Raw genomic sequence first — 14,734 nt, 5'->3', positions numbered from 1 at the left:
ACAAAATTCACACTACACTCTTTCAGGCATGATCGACCGAAATGGGCTCTTGATATTTCTGGGCACTTCCAGTAGCCGTCTCCGCTGCTAGCGGCACCTGCGGCGACCGCACAGCCGCTGCTCGGCCGTTCGGCCGCCGAATTATCAGCCCACCTCCAGCAGACCGTTGACACAGATGGCACGAAATGAGTCGAAGAGTGTGATAATGACCGTTCCCGGGCTAAGCTGAGAAAACCGCCCGGACCCTGCGGTGACTCTGGTCTCGTGAGGAGATGTCAGTGAGCACCGTCAGCGGCAACGTCAGGAACGCGATTCCGGCGGACTCGTCATTGATCGCCGAGCACCCGCGCCTCGCCACCGGCTTCCCCGCGTCCGAACGCGAGTGGGTCGCCGGACGTCTGGCCGCCTTCCGGGCCCGTTCCGGTAGCTCCAGAGATCGACTGGCGACGTGGGCGGCGATGACAACGAGTGAGAGGTGACCGGCCGTGTCGGACCAACAGGTGGCACAGACCTTCGTCAAGCTGGCTGACACGCTGGTGGAGCGGTTCGACAGCATCGAGTTCCTGCACGTGCTGGCCGACCGCTGCGTCGAGCTGCTGCACGTGGACACGGCGGGGTTCCTGTTGGCCGACGAGACCGGCGCGCTGAAGCTGATGGCCACGTCCAGCGATCTGACCCGTCCCCTGAAGCATTTCCCGCTCCAGGCAGGAGACGGCCCGTCCGAGGAATGCGTCCGCTCCGGGCAGACCGTGCGGTGCGACGACCTGCGCGCGGAGCCCCAACGGTGGCCGATGTTCGCCGCCACTGCCGTGCAACTCGGGTTCGCCGCGGCCGACGCGGTGCCGATGCGGTTGCGCGACGAGGTCATCGGCACGCTGAACCTCTTCCGGACCTCGCCCGGTGCCCTCCCCGCGGAGACCGCCTGCCTGGCGCAGTCGCTGGCGAACGTCGCGACGATCAGCCTTCTTCAGGTGCGATCGGCCCGGCAGAACCAGATGCTCGCCCACGAACTCCAGTCCGCGCTGACGAACCGAGTCACGATCGAGCAGGCCAAGGGCGTGCTGACCGAACGCCTCGAGATCAGCGTCGCGGACGCCTTCTCCCTGATGCGGAACTACGCCCGCAACAGCAACCAGCTGCTGTCCGACGTCGCCGAGCAGGTCAACGCCCGCTCACCGGAGGTCAACGGGCTGTCGAGGATCAGCCGGCCGCGGCCCCGCTGGTGACCGAGGATCCACAGTGGACTGTCAGGCTTCCTGGACAGGAGTACCGTCGGGGAATCGACGAATCAGCGAGCGACTCACCACCGGGCTCGGCTCAGGTCACCGGAAGAATCTGGGCGGGCGCCGCCGTGATGGCAGGCGTGCTCGGGCTGCTCGCGGCGGCCCTGGTGGTGGCTCTCGGTGTGTCGCAGGCGGGTGCGGTGCTGCTGGGCGTGCTCGGCTGGCTCGTCGCACTGGCGGCACGCCTGCCGGTGCTCGCCTCGGCGGGCAGGCTGCACGATGCCCGGCGTCGCGAGACCATTCTCGCGGCGGCGTCGGGAACCACGGACGAGGTGGTCCGTCTCGCGCTCGTCGTGGCCGTCGTGGGCGGGTTCGGACCGGCGCTCTGGGCCGGCTTCGGGTGGGCGCTGGCGGAACTCGTGTTCCTCGCGGCCACCCAGTTGACGAGGTTCGGCTGGCCCATCGGGGAACGGGCCGTTGAGCAACTGAAGGCGCAGGGTGGATTTGTCGGCACACATCCCGTGCACAGCGGTGTTCGCGGCGTCGCGGCAACGTCTTTCAGCATCGGCGCGACGCTGCTCCTGGTGGCCGGGCCGTGGTGGGTGGTGGCCACCGCCTTCGTCCACGCCGCGGTGAATGTCGCGTTCGCGCGGTGGGCCGGGCGGCGGCTGGTGTCGGTCGAGCTGTTCGGTGCTGTCGTGGGGGTGGGGCTGGTGGTGGCTGGGCTGTTCGGTACCGGCTTGTCTTGAGCCGCCTTCCCCCAGACGCCAGAGGGAGCGTGCATCGGAGGATGCACGCTCCCGTGAAGTCAGCGAGCGATCAGTTCTTCTTGAAAGCGTCCTTGATCTTCTCCGCCGACTCCTTCAGGTGACCCTTCGCCTGGTCGACCTTGCCCTCGGTCTGCATGCTCTTGTCGCCGGTCGCGTCGCCGACGCCTTCCTTGACCTTGCCCTTGAGCTCGTCGCTCTTGGCGTCGAACTTGTCGTCGGTGCCCATGTGGCCCTCCTCGGCACCCGAATCTCAGGTGCCACGTTGCACCACTGGATGCCCCCAGCGGCGCGCCTCAACCTTCGAATGCGCCACAGTCGTGCCGGGTTTGTGGCCGGCGTGGCGGGGAATCCGGAAGGTGGCGTGCGAACGCCCCCCCCCCCCGATGACCCCAGACCCCGGCGTCGGTACTCGACACCGGAGGTACAGACGCTGTGAGCATCGACCGCGATGGCGTCGCGCCCACGCGGGGTTCGGTCCCGGCTGTGTTGCGCGTCAGCGCGGCGCTGGGTTGGCGCTTTCTCGTCGTGGTGGCCGCGCTCTACGTCATCGGCTTCATCTTCGGCAGGCTGGCATCGCTCGTCGTCCCGCTCGCGATCGCGTTGCTGCTGGCCGCGTTGCTCGCTCCGGCCGTCGGCTTTCTCATGGCGCGCCGGGTTCCCCGAGGTCTCGCCACCGTTCTCGTGCTCGTCGGCGGACTCGTCGTGCTCGGCGGGATGCTCACGTTCGTCGTGATGACCTTCATCAACGGTGTGCCGGAACTCGCGGCGCAGCTGGCGCGCAGCATCGACACGGTGTCCGGCTGGCTCGTCAGCGGTCCGTTGCAGCTCAGCGAGACGCAACTGCGCGACTTCGCCGACCGGATCGTGAAAACCTTGCAGGACAACCAGTCGGGTATCACCTCGGGTGCCCTCACCACCGCCGCGACGGTCGGCGAGACCCTGATCGAGATGCTGCTGGTGCTGTTCGCGCTCGCGTTCTTCCTCTACGACGGTCCGCGGATCTGGCAGTTCCTCATCCGGATCGTTCCCGACGGCACCCGCAGGCGGGTGGACGTCGCGGGCCGGCGCAGTCTCGCCGCGCTGGTGAGCTACGTCCGCGCGACCGGGGCGGTCGCGGTGGTGGACGCGCTGGGCATCGGCATCGGGCTGGCCGTGCTGCGCGTGCCCCTGGCGGTTCCGCTGGCGGCACTGGTGTTCATCGGTGCGTTCATCCCCATCTTCGGTGCCGTGGTGGCGGGTGGCGTGGCGGTCCTCATCGCGCTGGTCGCGAACGGTCCCGTGACCGCGGCGATCGTCCTGATCATCGTCATCGCGGTCAACCAACTCGAAAGCCATGTCCTGCAACCATTCCTGCTGGGACGGGCGGTGAAGCTGCACCCGCTCGCGGTGGTGCTGGCCATCGCCTCCGGCGTGCTCGTCGCCGGGATCGCGGGCGCACTGCTCGCGGTTCCGCTGCTCGCGGTGCTCAACTCCGCGATCCGCTCGCTGCTCAGCGAGGCCGACGAACACGTGGCGCCCGCCGACGTGCGCACCAGCGAACCCGAGGAGTCCGGACCGGACGAGCCCGGCCTGGACACCGAATCCGCGAGCGACCACTCACCCGGAGCAGATCAATGACCTCGACGACCAACGTCCGCACCGACACGGACGACCGCCCACAAGGCAGCGACTTCGCCCGCCTGACCAAAGAACTCAAGGCAGCCGGTCTGCTGAACCGCCGGCGCGGCTACTACCTGCTGCGGATGACGATCAACGGGTTGTTGCTCGGCGCGATCGCGGTGGCGTTCGTGCTGCTGGGCAATTCGTGGTGGCAGGTGCTCACGGCGGGCATCCTCGCCGTGATCTCGACCCAGCTCGCGTTCATCGGGCACGACGCGGGGCATCGGCAGATCTTCCGCACCCACCGCAACAACAACTTCGTCGGGCACCTGCACGGCGGGCTGACCGGCATCAGCTACCAGTGGTGGGTGGCCAAGCACAACCGCCACCACGCCAATCCCAACCACGAGGGCCACGATCCGGACATCGAGATCCACGCCCTCGCGTTCAGCCGCGCGCAGGCCGCCCACAAGCGCGGCGTGTACAGCTGGATCACCAAGCACCAGGCGTTCCTGTTCTTCCCGCTGCTGCTCGCGGAGGCGGCCGTCCTGCGGATCGCCGGCCTCGTCGCGTTGTGCCGCAACGAACTGCGCAACCCGTGGCGGGAGGCCGCGCTCCAGATCGTGCCTCTCGCCGCCTACCTGGTCGCGGTGTTCCTCGTGCTGTCACCCGTGAAAGCCGTCGTGTTCATCGCCGTGCACCAGGGTCTGATGGGTGTCTACCTGGGATGCTCGTTCGCGCCGAACCACAAGGGAATGCCGATCATCGCCGAGGGGCAGCGCCTCGACCACCTCCACAAGCAGGTGCTCACCTCGCGCAACGTGACCGGCGGCCGGTGGGTCGACGCCCTGCTCGGTGGCCTCAACCACCAGATCGAGCACCACCTCTACCCGCACATGCCCCGTCCCAACCTGCGGCGCGCGCAGCCCGTCGTCGAGGACTTCTGCCTGCGGCACGGCATCCCGTACAGCAAGACCACGATGGTGCGCTCCTACGCCCAGGTCCTGCGCCACCTGCACGACGCCGGAGCGCCTCTGCGGTGACTCAGACTGCGGCGCGGCACACCTCAACGGGGTCGCGCACATCCGCCACCGTCGCCGCCGCAACCGATGCGGCGGCAGCAAAACGCGGGTCGCCCAGCACCTGGTCCACGGCCGCCCGCAGACCGTCCACAGTGGCCGGCCGGACGATCACCCCGCTGCCCTGCCGGGCCACCCGGTTCGCCATCTCCCACTGGTCACCCGCCCCCGGCACCACCACGACGGGAACCCCGGCCAGCAACGCCTTGACGAGCATGCCGTGCCCACCGCCGCAGACCAGCACCGAGGACTCGCGCAGCAACTCGTCCTGCCGCCCCGGCCCCGACCGCGCCCACTCCGGCAGTCCGGCCGGCGCCTGTCCGAACGTCGACACCACGGCCCGCACTCCCCTGTCCCGCAACGCGGTGAGCGTCATCTCGGCCATGCCGGTGGCGCCGGTCCACGCAGTCGACGGGGCGACCATCACCAGCGGATCGGCGCCCGGTGGCGGGCTCATCCGCTGCCGGCTCGCTTCCCACAGCAGCGGCCCGACCACGTGCGCGTTGCCCGGCCAGTCCGGGCGCGGCACCTCCAGCGCGGGCAACGTCGCGATCAGCCGCACCGCTGGGCCCGCACCCCGTGCGCTCAGACCGATGCGCTGCCGCACCACGGCGCGTTGGCGCTCACCCTGGCGGATGGACCTCGCTGTCATCGTGCGCAGCACCGAGTCCCGCAGCCTGCCTCGCACGCCGGTGCCGACGGCCAGCCCGCTCCCGATCGGCGGCAGCCCTCTCGACGGTTCGTACAGCGGGTGGGGCGACAGCTGTGCCCACGGCACGCCGAGCAGTTCCGCCGCCATGCTCGCGCCCAGCGCGAGGACATCGCACACCACCAGATCCGGCGCGTGGGCAGCCAGTGCAGGGGCGAGCGCCGACGCCAGCAATGCGGCCTGGTCGTGCAGCGCCCCGCCGAGATCCTGCGCGTCCCGCAGATCGGCCAGCGCCAGACCGGGCACGCGGGAGGCTCTGATCCCCTCGCTCGCGGCGGCGTCGACCCACCGGTCGCCGGTGAACAGGACCGGGGTGTCACCCGCCTCCGTGAACCTCAGGCACAACGCGATCGCCGGAACGACATGCCCCGGGTCGCCCCCGGAGACAACGGCTACGCGCACACCCACCAGACTCCCCGCACACCGGCCGGACGCTCCGCGCTCAGCATGCCACGGCTGGCGCCGGCGTCAGCTGAGCAACTCCGCCACGTGCACCACCTGGCTGGGAGCCCACATCCGGTGCTCACCACCGTGAAAGTCCACCAGCACCTCCTCACCGGACGTCACCGAGGTCACCTGACCGATCGGCCCGATCGAACCGTGCAGCCGCACGACGTCACCCGGCGCCAGCTCGTCCGCATATCGCGTCCCAACATTCCGCGCCCTGGACGCGGGCCTCAGAAACCCGGTGAACACCGACCACGACACGCCGCACAGCACCGGAACCGTGAGCACCAGGACGCCGGCGGCGACCGGATACGTGCCCACCAGCGCGGCCGCCCCGACCACCGCCCACAGCAGACCCACCACCGCGGCGAGGTGCGCCGAGCTCACCGGGTGGTCGCCCACCTGGAGCCATCCCGTCGTGCGCACCCAGCCACCCGAGGTCAGGCCGCGCGGCGGACTGCCGTCGACGACGGTCGGTGCCCTGTCGACGTTCGCCGGTTTGCTGAACAGATCGATGCGTTCCTCAGTCTGCACGCCGCCACCTCAGCTGGTTCCTGCTGTTGCGGGCGCAGACCATCTCGCCGCCATCCTCGGTCTTCCACCGCGCACCCTCGATCAGGCACGGCCGGCCAAGCCTGGCGCCGTCGAACGTCTCGCTGGGCGGCAGCGTGGAGGACGTGACGTGCGGCTTGGACGATGACGGCGGTGCGGAGGACTCCGTCGTGGGCGGCGTGGTCGTCGTCGGGGTCGTCGAGCTCGGCGCAGGCGACGAGGGAGCGCTGGAAGACGTCTCCGTCACCGTGCCGGGAGCACAGCCGGACGCCCACAGGCCTCGGCGTTCCAGCCGGGCCGCGGACTCGACCGTCGCGAGCTCGCCACGGGCCGACAGGTCCGCGGCAGCCGCCCCTTGCTGCACGACGGTCCGCGCGTAATCGGTTTCGTCTGGCAGCCGCACGTCCACCGCGATCCGATCGCCCACGGAACTGGCGTCGTTCCTGACGGTCAGCTTCACGTTCTTGCCGCGCAGCATGTTCTGCGCGGTATCACGTGACTCCGTCACCCAGCAGTCCGCGATTCCGCGCACCCCCGCCACACGGGCGCGGAAGGAGAGGCCGGTAGCGGACTCCATTCCCTCGAAAGAGTCCACATCGGACACCTTCTGCACGATCACCTCGACGGCATCGCCCCGATGCATTGCCGCGTCGAGTTCAGCGTTCCCGCGGTCGTCCTGGAGCGCATCCCCGCTGAAGGCGGCCGCTCCGGTGGTGGCGAGCGCTGCGACGACACCGACACACGCGATCGTGAGCCTCGCCGGTTGGCTGGTGCGCCACCAGAAGCGGCGGACAATCCCCGGACACATCTTGTGAATGGTGGACTCGGCTGTGCTCGGCAATGGCGTTCCCCGACTTGATGAGGTTCGGACAATCCGTGATACAAATAGGCGGATGATTAGTTGTTTTGGGCAGCGTGATCCCTGACGACATCACCGTCAAGAACGAAAAAGGTTCAATCGAATTCTGCGTCGTCGTTCACAGAACTAGGTGCTGTGATTGCTCCCGCACACGGGCTCAGCCACGTCGCCCGCTGATCGCTTCCGGCAGGCTGTAGTACAGGTCAAGCACCTCGTTCAGCGTGGTGGCCCGCAACGCCCGCAGCACACTTCCCGACGGCGACACCAGCCGCAGCGAGATGTCCTGGTCGCCACCGAGCTGGTGGTACTCGATCAGCACGGAAAGCCCGGACGACGCGAAGAACGCGACCTCGCTCAGGTCGAGCACGACCGGCAGACCCGCGGTGGCCGCAGCGGTGAACGCCGCTGCCAGGCTTTCGCGCAACACCGGGGCTGTGTAGGAATCGACCTCACCCGCGGCCCGCAACAGCACTGCTTCCGCGCGGTGCTCGGTCTCCACCTTCAGTGCGGCCATTCCCTCGTCCGAGCTCACCTGCACGCCTCCCGATCAGTTCGTTCAGCACCACGCTACTCAGGTGTGAACGCGGGACGCGCTACTGCTGCTTCTCCGGCCACACCGTTTCCTCGTTCCACACAGCGCCGTCGAGCAAGGCACCGGTCACGTCGGCGTGGTCGAGCCTGGCACCGCTGAGGTCCACGTCCGTGAGGTCCGCGTCGACGAGCTTCGCGTAGGTCAGGTCGCTGTCGGAGAGGTCGCTGCCGGTGAAGTCGACGCGGCTGAGGTCGGCACCCTCGAAGCTCGCCCACGCGAACTTCGAGCGCGGCAGCCGGGACCCGGCCAGGTTGGCGCCGTCGAGATCGATCGACACGCTCCACGAGTTCTGGTCACCGCGTCGGTGTGCGTGCAGGATGCGCAGCGCGGTGACCCGCACCTGCGCCTCCTCCCGGTCGGTCTCGTAGGGCATGCGCAGGTAGGCGCAGATGACGTTGACGATCGTCTGCCGTTGCTCGGCGTTGGCCACGCCGAGCCGTTCGAGCGCGTACAGGCCGGCCAGGCGCACGGGCGCTTTGTCGCTGCCCAACTGATCCGCGGCCTTCGTGTACAGCTCGGTGATGCGACGTTCGATCGCGTCGTACTCCGCCTGGCGCGCGATCTCCTGCTGGTGCTTCAACGTCAGCTCGGCCGACCGTTGCCGGCGCGCGGCCAGCAGGAGCGCCACCGCTCCCCCGGTGCCCACCACGATCGTGCCCGCCGTGCGAACGGCGTCCAGGTGGGCCTGGTCCTGGGGCGACCCGCCGCCGTAGAGCGTGAGCAGGAGGGTCAGCATCACGCCGCCGACCGCCAGCACGGTGAGGCCGCCCAGCACGATCGACCGCGTGGTCAACGGCTTTGGTCCGGGGTCTGCCATGCCGCTCATTGTGCGGCAGGCGGCACTTACCGGGCTCCGGCCGAGTTCAGACTCGCCACTTCCCAGGCGAACCCGTCCGGGTCGGTGAACGGCTCGGCGGCACCGCTGACCGCGATCCGGTGCGAGCCGGTGCCCTCGGGGGACACTCCGGCGTCCTTGGCGAGCGCGCGGCGCCGGTACAGCGCCAGCTTGATGGAACCTGCCGAGGCGAACTCGACGTACATGCGGCCGAAGCTCTTCGCGACGGTGAAGCCGTGGTCGAGGTAGCACTGCTTGCTCGCGCCCACGTCGGTGGCGCCGAGCAGGAGCACGATGGTGTCGATCTGCCCGGTGGCCGGGCCGGTGTCCTTCTTCGCCGAGGTCGCGATCTTCCAGATGGTGCCGTCCGGGGCCTGCACGACGCCGCCGTAGCCCCACATCGACTTGGCGGCGGGCTTGAGGACCGTCGCACCGGCGCCGACCGCGGCGTCGAACAGCACGTTGACGTCGGCGGGCTGGGACACCGTGAGGGACAGGGTGAAGCCGCGGAAGCCGGTGGCCGGTTCCTGCGCGGCGCGCAGCCGCAGCCGGTCGCCGAGCCCGAAAGCGTTGGCGTAGAAGCGTTCGGCGGCCGCGAGGTCGGCCACCTCGAGGGTGATCGCGTCGATTGAGGTCATGCCGGCAACGCTAGGCGTGGCCCCGCTACCGGTGCTTCTCGATTCCTGACCGGTCTGCGCCCCCGGTGCCGGGCCGGCCCGGCACCGGGGGCGGTGTTCACGGAGTCGCGGTGCCCTTGGTCCGCCGCCACGCGATCACGATGAGCACGATCAGGCCGAACAGCGGAATGGTGCTGATGGCCCAGGACAACCCCATCGGCGGGCCGGGCTGCTCCATCACCTGGAGGTTCTTCAGCTCGCCGGTGCCAGGGCCGGCCGCGCCGTCGATGTCGAACCGCAGGGTCCACGTCCCCGGCGCTTCCATGGCGTGGATGTCCAGGCCCCAGACCTCGCGCTTGCGGGGATGGCGCGCCAGCGGACCGTCGCCCATGTCCTCGGCGCCCCAGAGCATGGTCAGCGTGCCCTGCTTGCCCGCGATCCCGTCCTCCGGCGCGAACGTGAAGTCCAGCGACTGCATGGCTTTGAGCGGCCAGGTGCTGAAGCCCACGGTCAGGTTGTACGGCCCCGCCTGCACTTTCTCGGTGTGGACGACGTTCACCGGCTCGAAGGCCAGCGACGGGGCGGCGAGCCCCAGCAGCAGGGCGACCGTGCCCAGCAGTCCCAGCAACGTCTTACGCATGGCGGTCTTCCTTTGCGGGTGCGAGGTGGCGCAGGATCTGACCGAACCGCCGGCCGAGCATTCCGGCGAGGGCGCCGAACGCGGCGGCGGCCACGATGGTGGCCACGTACCTGTCCAGGTTCGGGAAACCGCCGGTTCCCACGATGATGCGCTGCACGGGGACGAAAGCCGCGATGATCGCGCCACCCAGCGCGCCCGGGATCCAGGCGGGCAGCCTGCGCAGCAGTTCCGCGGCCACCGCGACGATGATCAGGCTCATCGGGATCAGGTTGGGCAGTCCCGGGATGCCGTCGGTGTAGTCGCGCAGCGGCAGACCGCTGGCGTCCGCGTAGACCCTGGTCGCCCACGGCGAGAACCACCAGAACACGGCCTGCAGCGCCGCGACCGTCAGCGCGACGGCGAGAAAACCGCCTCGCCGGCTCACCGCGTAGGCGCCTGTGAAGAGGATCATCACGGAGAAGAACCCCATGCCCACGTTGACCGTGCTGACGATGCCACCGGGCAGTGCACGCAGGCCGAGCACGTTCACCATGCTGAAGACGAGCAGCACCGCGGCGGACCCGACCACGCCCCAGATGCCCCAGCGCTGGTCACGCGCCACCGCGAAGATCATGACCGCGCCGACCATGGTGATCGAGATCGACAGCAGGAGCCCGATGTGCGGCGGCGAGTCGATCACGGCGTCGAAGCCGTACAACCCGTGCCACCACTGGTCCCACAGACCGTAGACGAGGAACAGGGCCGCGCCGATGCCGGAGACCAGGTAGCCCACCGGAGCGGCGAAGGTGCGGCCGAAGACACCGACCGCGCGGCCGCCGACGATCGGGTCGACGGTCTTGTCGCGCTTGGTGTTCGCGGTCGTCATCAGCACGACGACCAGGCTGGCCAGACCCGAGATGGCGCTGCCCGCGTACAGGAACAGGTGCGGCATCGTGAAGAACGTGTCCGGCCCGACATCGCTGTGCCACTGGATGTCCCACGTCAGGCCGATGAGCGAGATGACGGTGCCGCCGAGCACGAGACCCGCCGGGACCAACCCCCGCGGGACCGTCCTGGCGGGCGACGCGACTGCCGTGATGTCCACTTTTCTTCCTCCCCCTCTAGGTGAGCAAGAGCGGTATGACGACCCGCTCGTTGCTGTGTGACACGGTGATTTCCCATTGACCGGCCATGAGCAGGTCGATACCGGCCCGGTAGTGGCCGGGTTCGACCGGCGCCGCGGTGATCGGGGCGAGCGCGTGGCCCATCTGCGGCATCGCCGGTTCGATCGTCACCTCGCCGTGCGCGGCGTTGCCGGTGCGGTCGGTGATCCGCAGGTCGAACGAGTTGCTGCCGGACTTCGTGCTCGCAGGTGTGAGCACGAAGCGGTACTGGTCGCTTTCCGCGAGGTGCGGCTGCGCCTCGACACCGCGTGGCCACAGGACCACCAGCGCCGCCAGCACCGCGACGACCCCGACCAGGACGATCAGCACAGGACGCTTCACTTCGCGGACACCCCCTTCCCCGCCGGGACTTCGACGACGGTGGGCACCGTGACGATCGAGTAGTCCCGTTCGACCTGGATCCACACGAGGTAGCGGCCCGGCAACGGGAACGAGTAGGTGAACGGCACGTCCGGCCCGTACGCGGCGACGCTCTCGTCGGGCTGGTCGGGCATGCCCGGCGTCGGCGGGATCATCGAGTGCACGTGCGCCCAGATCGGCGCGTTCACCACACCGCCGGAGACCGGGCCGACGACGATCATGTGGCCGAGCATGCCCAGCCACGGTTGCAGATCCCGCTCGCCGAACTTCGCGGTGATCGTGCTCGGCCGTCCCGGCTCGCGGATTTCCGTTGCGAGCTCGCCCTTTCCGTCGTTCGGCGGGGTGGCCGCGGCGCCGGAGACCTCGATGCTCGACCGCAGCAGCTGCACTCCCCCGCCACGCCGGGCGATCTCCGCCGCGATCGCGTGCGCGCCCTGTTCCGGCGCCTGCAGCCGGGCGCGGTACTCGCCGGGAGCCGTGCGGATCGGGTGCAGGTGGCGCAGGTTCCCGGACGGGGACACGACCACGAGGTGGATGAACGCGCTGTCGTGCACCATCAGGTCGTCCACCGGCCGTCCCGAGGACCCGTCGGTCAGGCTCAGCACGAGGTCGTTGCCGTTCATGCCCGGCACCAGGTTCACCGGCGGCCGCGATAAGTCCACTATGGACGTTCGCTGGTAGGGGTCGTTGACGTTGTCGTAGGTCGGATCCAGCTGGGTGCCCGGAGCCGCGACCGGTGGAATGCTCGGTGCCAGCAACGCCGCCGTCACCCCGACGGCCACCGCGGCGACCATGCCCGCGGTCGGCACGAGCGCGAGCCCCGGCTTCCCGAACACCGCGAACGACAGCGCCATCAACAGCAGCACGCCGGCCGCGATGAACCCGCCGTAAGTCGCGTTCTCCCACGGCGACGCGACCTTCGCCGGAACGACGAACGGAATGGTCGCCTCATCGACCGCCAGCTCCCACGGACCGGGCCGGTCCACGTGCACAAGACCTGGGTAGAAACCGGGATCAGCACCGAGAACGACCTTGGTGATGCTCGTCGGGGCGCCCGCGGCCCGCAGGGTCAGCGTGATCTCACCCGGCGGCGAACCCGCGTGCGTCACCAGGTCGACGTGCAACGGACCGGGCACCTCCGCGACCCGCCGGATGATCACCGTGAGCTCGCGGTCGCCGATGCTCTGCGCCACGTGGATGTCTCCGCCCACCTGGGCGCCGTCGGCGAGCGCCGGGGCCGCGATCCCCAGGATCGCCCCCAGCGCCAGCAGCAAGATCGCAACACTTCGTTTCATCGCGACCGAACGTATCGATCATGGTGGGCCGAAAGCGTCACTGCCGCGGCGGAAACCGGGTCCCCCGCACGGGGGATTTCCGACCCCTGCGAAGCGGGACGTCCTCAGGGCCGCGATGGGGCAAGATCTCAGGCAATGGACCGGATCAAGCTGCCCCTGAAGCACCAGTCGTGGTTGGTCGCGGCCGTGTGCATGGTCGCCGACGGCGGTTTCATCGTGCTCTCCCCCGGCCCGCCGGTGCGCACCGCCGTCCTGCTCGCGATGACCTTGACGGTGAACGCGATGCTGGCCGGTCCCGCCAGGTTGTCCGGCTGGGTCGCGGTGGCGCAGGCCGCGGTCCCGGTGATCATCCTGGTCACCATGGGCGACCGGATCCACGGCAACGAGGCCGGCATGCTGATCGCCGGATACCGCGCAGGCGCCTGGTTGCGCGGCACACCGGCGTACGCGTCGCTGGGAGTGCTTGCGGCGAGCGCGTTCGGCTGCGCGTTCTCGATGGGCGCGGACCCGGCGCGAGCACTGCTCGTGGTGGCGAAGATCGCGGTGCTGCCGTGGCTCGTCGGCCGGTACACCACGGCCCGCCGCGCCTATCTCGCCGAGCTGGAGAAGCGCTCGGAGCTCGAGAAGCGCGACGAGAAGGCCGCGGTCACCAAGGCGATCACCGAGGAGCGCAGCGCGATCGCCCGCGACCTGCACGACGTGATCGCGCACCACGTGAGCGCGATCGGCATGCACGCGGGCGCGGCCCGGCTTGGCCTGCCCGCCGGCAACGGCAACAACGGCCTGGCCGGCTCGCTGCGGTCGGTCGAGACCGCCAGCCGTGCGGCCATGGTCGACCTGCGCCACCTGCTCGACCTGCTGCACGGCGACAAGTCCGAGGGCGCGCGGCAGCCGGGGCTGGACAACCTCGACGAGCTGTTCGACAACGTGCGCGCGGCCGGCACGCCCGCGCGCCTGCAGGTCCGTGGCCAGCAGCGCGACGTGCCGGAGTCGTTGGACGTCACCGTCTACCGGATCATCCAGGAGATGCTGACGAACGCCCTGCGGCACGGCGACTCGTCCGGCGTGACGGTGACGCTGGAGTACGCGCCGGACTCGTTCACCATCGCCGCGGAGAACAGCGCGGGATCCGGCAACGGCCACTCCAGTTCGGTGCGCCGCGGCCTGGTCGGCATCCGCAACCGCGCGGGCATGTTCGCCGGGACGACCCACTCCGGCCTCGACCCGGACGGGCGGACCTGGCGGACCGTCGTCGCGTTCCCCCTGGAGGCGTCATGACGTTGACGGTGCTGCTCGCCGACGACCACGCGATGCTGCGGTCCGGCATGCGCGCGATCTTCGACACGCAGCCCGATCTCCGATGCGTGGCGGAGGTCGGCGACGGCCGGGCCGCCGTGGCCGAGGTCGCGAGGCTGCGCCCGGACGTGGCCGTGCTCGACATCAGGATGCCCAAACTGGACGGCCTCGGCGCGACGGAGATGATCCTGTCCGACCCGGCGAACCGCACCAAGGTCCTGCTGCTGACGACCTACGACACCGACGAGTACATCTACCGGGCGCTCAACGCCGGGGCGAGCGGCTTCCTGCTGAAGTCCCTGCCGCCCGAGGAGCTGATCTCCGCGGTCCGCGTGGCCGCCCGCGGTGACGCGCTGATCGACCCGTCGGTGACGCAACGGTTGATCGCCCGCTTCGCCGTCAGCCTCGCCCCGCCCTCGACGCCACCGGAGCTGGCACTGCTCACCGCGCGCGAACGAGAGGTCCTCCACCTGGTCGCGGAGGCGTACAGCAACGCCGAGATCGCGGCCAGGCTGCACGTCGGGGACGAGACCGTCAAAACCCACGTGTCCCGCGTGCTGGCCAAGCTGGGGCTGCGTGATCGGGTGCACGCCGTCGCCTACGCGCACATCAACGGACTGGTCCAGACGCGCCGCTGATCCACTGTTGTCTTTTGTTGCTTCCCTTGTCCTTCTGATGAGTGCTGCTCTATCTTGCTC

At 69.5% G+C, this 14,734-nt stretch carries 18 protein-coding genes; 7 read left to right on the top strand and 11 right to left on the bottom strand.

Annotation, left to right across the window (positions count from 1 at the left end; all coding sequences use genetic code 11):
- Positions 1-278: 278 nt before the first annotated feature.
- The 3 genes from ACIA8G_RS12710 (at position 279) to ACIA8G_RS12700 (ending at position 1,972) form a co-directional block, all read left to right on the top strand.
- Positions 279-479 (top strand): hypothetical protein, encoded by a 201-nt coding sequence (locus tag ACIA8G_RS12710; protein ID WP_396418526.1) that lies wholly within the window; start codon positions 279-281, stop codon positions 477-479.
- Positions 480-485: 6 nt separating this feature from the next.
- Positions 486-1,226 carry an ANTAR domain-containing protein gene (locus ACIA8G_RS12705; RefSeq protein WP_396418525.1) on the top strand — a complete coding sequence of 247 codons (741 nt, stop codon included), beginning with the start codon at positions 486-488 and terminating at the stop codon, positions 1,224-1,226.
- 128 nt (positions 1,227-1,354) lie between these two features.
- A complete protein-coding gene (locus ACIA8G_RS12700) occupies positions 1,355-1,972 on the top strand; it encodes a hypothetical protein (RefSeq protein ID WP_396418524.1) in 618 nt (205 codons plus the stop codon).
- Positions 1,973-2,042: 70 nt separating this feature from the next.
- On the opposite strand, the gene ACIA8G_RS12695 is transcribed toward ACIA8G_RS12700, so the two are convergent.
- Positions 2,043-2,219: a CsbD family protein gene (locus ACIA8G_RS12695; RefSeq protein ID WP_396418523.1), complete on the bottom strand. Its 177-nt coding sequence runs from the start codon at positions 2,217-2,219 to the stop codon at positions 2,043-2,045.
- A 206-nt stretch (positions 2,220-2,425) separates the two neighbouring features.
- Here ACIA8G_RS12695 and ACIA8G_RS12690 point away from each other — a divergent pair, with 206 nt between their 5' ends.
- Positions 2,426-3,610 (top strand): AI-2E family transporter, encoded by a 1,185-nt coding sequence (locus ACIA8G_RS12690; protein ID WP_396418522.1) that lies wholly within the window; start codon positions 2,426-2,428, stop codon positions 3,608-3,610.
- A complete protein-coding gene (locus ACIA8G_RS12685; RefSeq protein ID WP_396418521.1) occupies positions 3,607-4,635 on the top strand; it encodes a fatty acid desaturase family protein in 1,029 nt (342 codons plus the stop codon). The genes ACIA8G_RS12690 and ACIA8G_RS12685 overlap by 4 nt, the downstream gene beginning before the upstream one ends.
- A 1-nt stretch (position 4,636) precedes the next feature.
- Here ACIA8G_RS12685 and ACIA8G_RS12680 read toward each other — a convergent pair whose 3' ends face one another.
- From ACIA8G_RS12680 to ACIA8G_RS12635, 10 genes are all read right to left on the bottom strand, one after another.
- Complete coding sequence (locus tag ACIA8G_RS12680) at positions 4,637-5,782, bottom strand: glycosyltransferase (RefSeq protein ID WP_396418520.1); 1,146 nt, start codon at positions 5,780-5,782, stop codon at positions 4,637-4,639.
- A gap of 66 nt (positions 5,783-5,848) precedes the next feature.
- Complete coding sequence (locus tag ACIA8G_RS12675; protein ID WP_396418519.1) at positions 5,849-6,361, bottom strand: hypothetical protein; 513 nt, start codon at positions 6,359-6,361, stop codon at positions 5,849-5,851.
- Positions 6,351-7,187 carry a thermonuclease family protein gene (locus tag ACIA8G_RS12670; protein ID WP_396418518.1) on the bottom strand — a complete coding sequence of 279 codons (837 nt, stop codon included), beginning with the start codon at positions 7,185-7,187 and terminating at the stop codon, positions 6,351-6,353. Before ACIA8G_RS12670 ends, ACIA8G_RS12675 begins: the two co-directional genes overlap by 11 nt.
- Before the next feature lie 208 nt (positions 7,188-7,395).
- Positions 7,396-7,770, bottom strand: coding sequence for an STAS domain-containing protein (locus tag ACIA8G_RS12665; RefSeq protein ID WP_396418517.1), 375 nt, complete (start codon positions 7,768-7,770; stop codon positions 7,396-7,398).
- Positions 7,771-7,831: 61 nt separating this feature from the next.
- Positions 7,832-8,647: a pentapeptide repeat-containing protein gene (locus tag ACIA8G_RS12660; RefSeq protein ID WP_396418516.1), complete on the bottom strand. Its 816-nt coding sequence runs from the start codon at positions 8,645-8,647 to the stop codon at positions 7,832-7,834.
- 26 nt (positions 8,648-8,673) lie between these two features.
- Positions 8,674-9,303 (bottom strand): glyoxalase, encoded by a 630-nt coding sequence (locus tag ACIA8G_RS12655; RefSeq protein WP_396418515.1) that lies wholly within the window; start codon positions 9,301-9,303, stop codon positions 8,674-8,676.
- A 97-nt stretch (positions 9,304-9,400) separates the two neighbouring features.
- Positions 9,401-9,922 carry a hypothetical protein gene (locus ACIA8G_RS12650; RefSeq protein ID WP_396418514.1) on the bottom strand — a complete coding sequence of 174 codons (522 nt, stop codon included), beginning with the start codon at positions 9,920-9,922 and terminating at the stop codon, positions 9,401-9,403.
- Entirely contained in the window at positions 9,915-11,006 is a 1,092-nt protein-coding gene (locus ACIA8G_RS12645; protein ID WP_396418513.1) for a hypothetical protein, read from the bottom strand. The genes ACIA8G_RS12650 and ACIA8G_RS12645 overlap by 8 nt, the downstream gene beginning before the upstream one ends.
- Before the next feature lie 16 nt (positions 11,007-11,022).
- The gene (locus tag ACIA8G_RS12640) at positions 11,023-11,406 is read right to left on the bottom strand and encodes a FixH family protein (RefSeq protein ID WP_396418512.1); all 384 of its coding nucleotides are present in this window, start codon (positions 11,404-11,406) and stop codon (positions 11,023-11,025) included.
- Complete coding sequence (locus ACIA8G_RS12635) at positions 11,403-12,740, bottom strand: hypothetical protein (protein WP_396418511.1); 1,338 nt, start codon at positions 12,738-12,740, stop codon at positions 11,403-11,405. Before ACIA8G_RS12635 ends, ACIA8G_RS12640 begins: the two co-directional genes overlap by 4 nt.
- A 135-nt stretch (positions 12,741-12,875) precedes the next feature.
- Here ACIA8G_RS12635 and ACIA8G_RS12630 point away from each other — a divergent pair, with 135 nt between their 5' ends.
- Together ACIA8G_RS12630 and ACIA8G_RS12625 are read left to right on the top strand one after the other, a co-directional pair.
- Positions 12,876-14,018, top strand: coding sequence for a sensor histidine kinase (locus ACIA8G_RS12630; protein ID WP_396418510.1), 1,143 nt, complete (start codon positions 12,876-12,878; stop codon positions 14,016-14,018).
- The gene (locus ACIA8G_RS12625) at positions 14,015-14,674 is read left to right on the top strand and encodes a response regulator (protein WP_396418509.1); all 660 of its coding nucleotides are present in this window, start codon (positions 14,015-14,017) and stop codon (positions 14,672-14,674) included. Before ACIA8G_RS12630 ends, ACIA8G_RS12625 begins: the two co-directional genes overlap by 4 nt.
- Positions 14,675-14,734 lie beyond the last annotated feature (60 nt).

The organism is Lentzea sp. NPDC051213, assembly GCF_044455585.1.
Lineage (GTDB): Bacteria > Actinomycetota > Actinomycetes > Mycobacteriales > Pseudonocardiaceae > Lentzea.
Note: the sequence above shows the minus strand (reverse complement) of the source record. Positions and strands in the feature narration are given on the sequence as shown.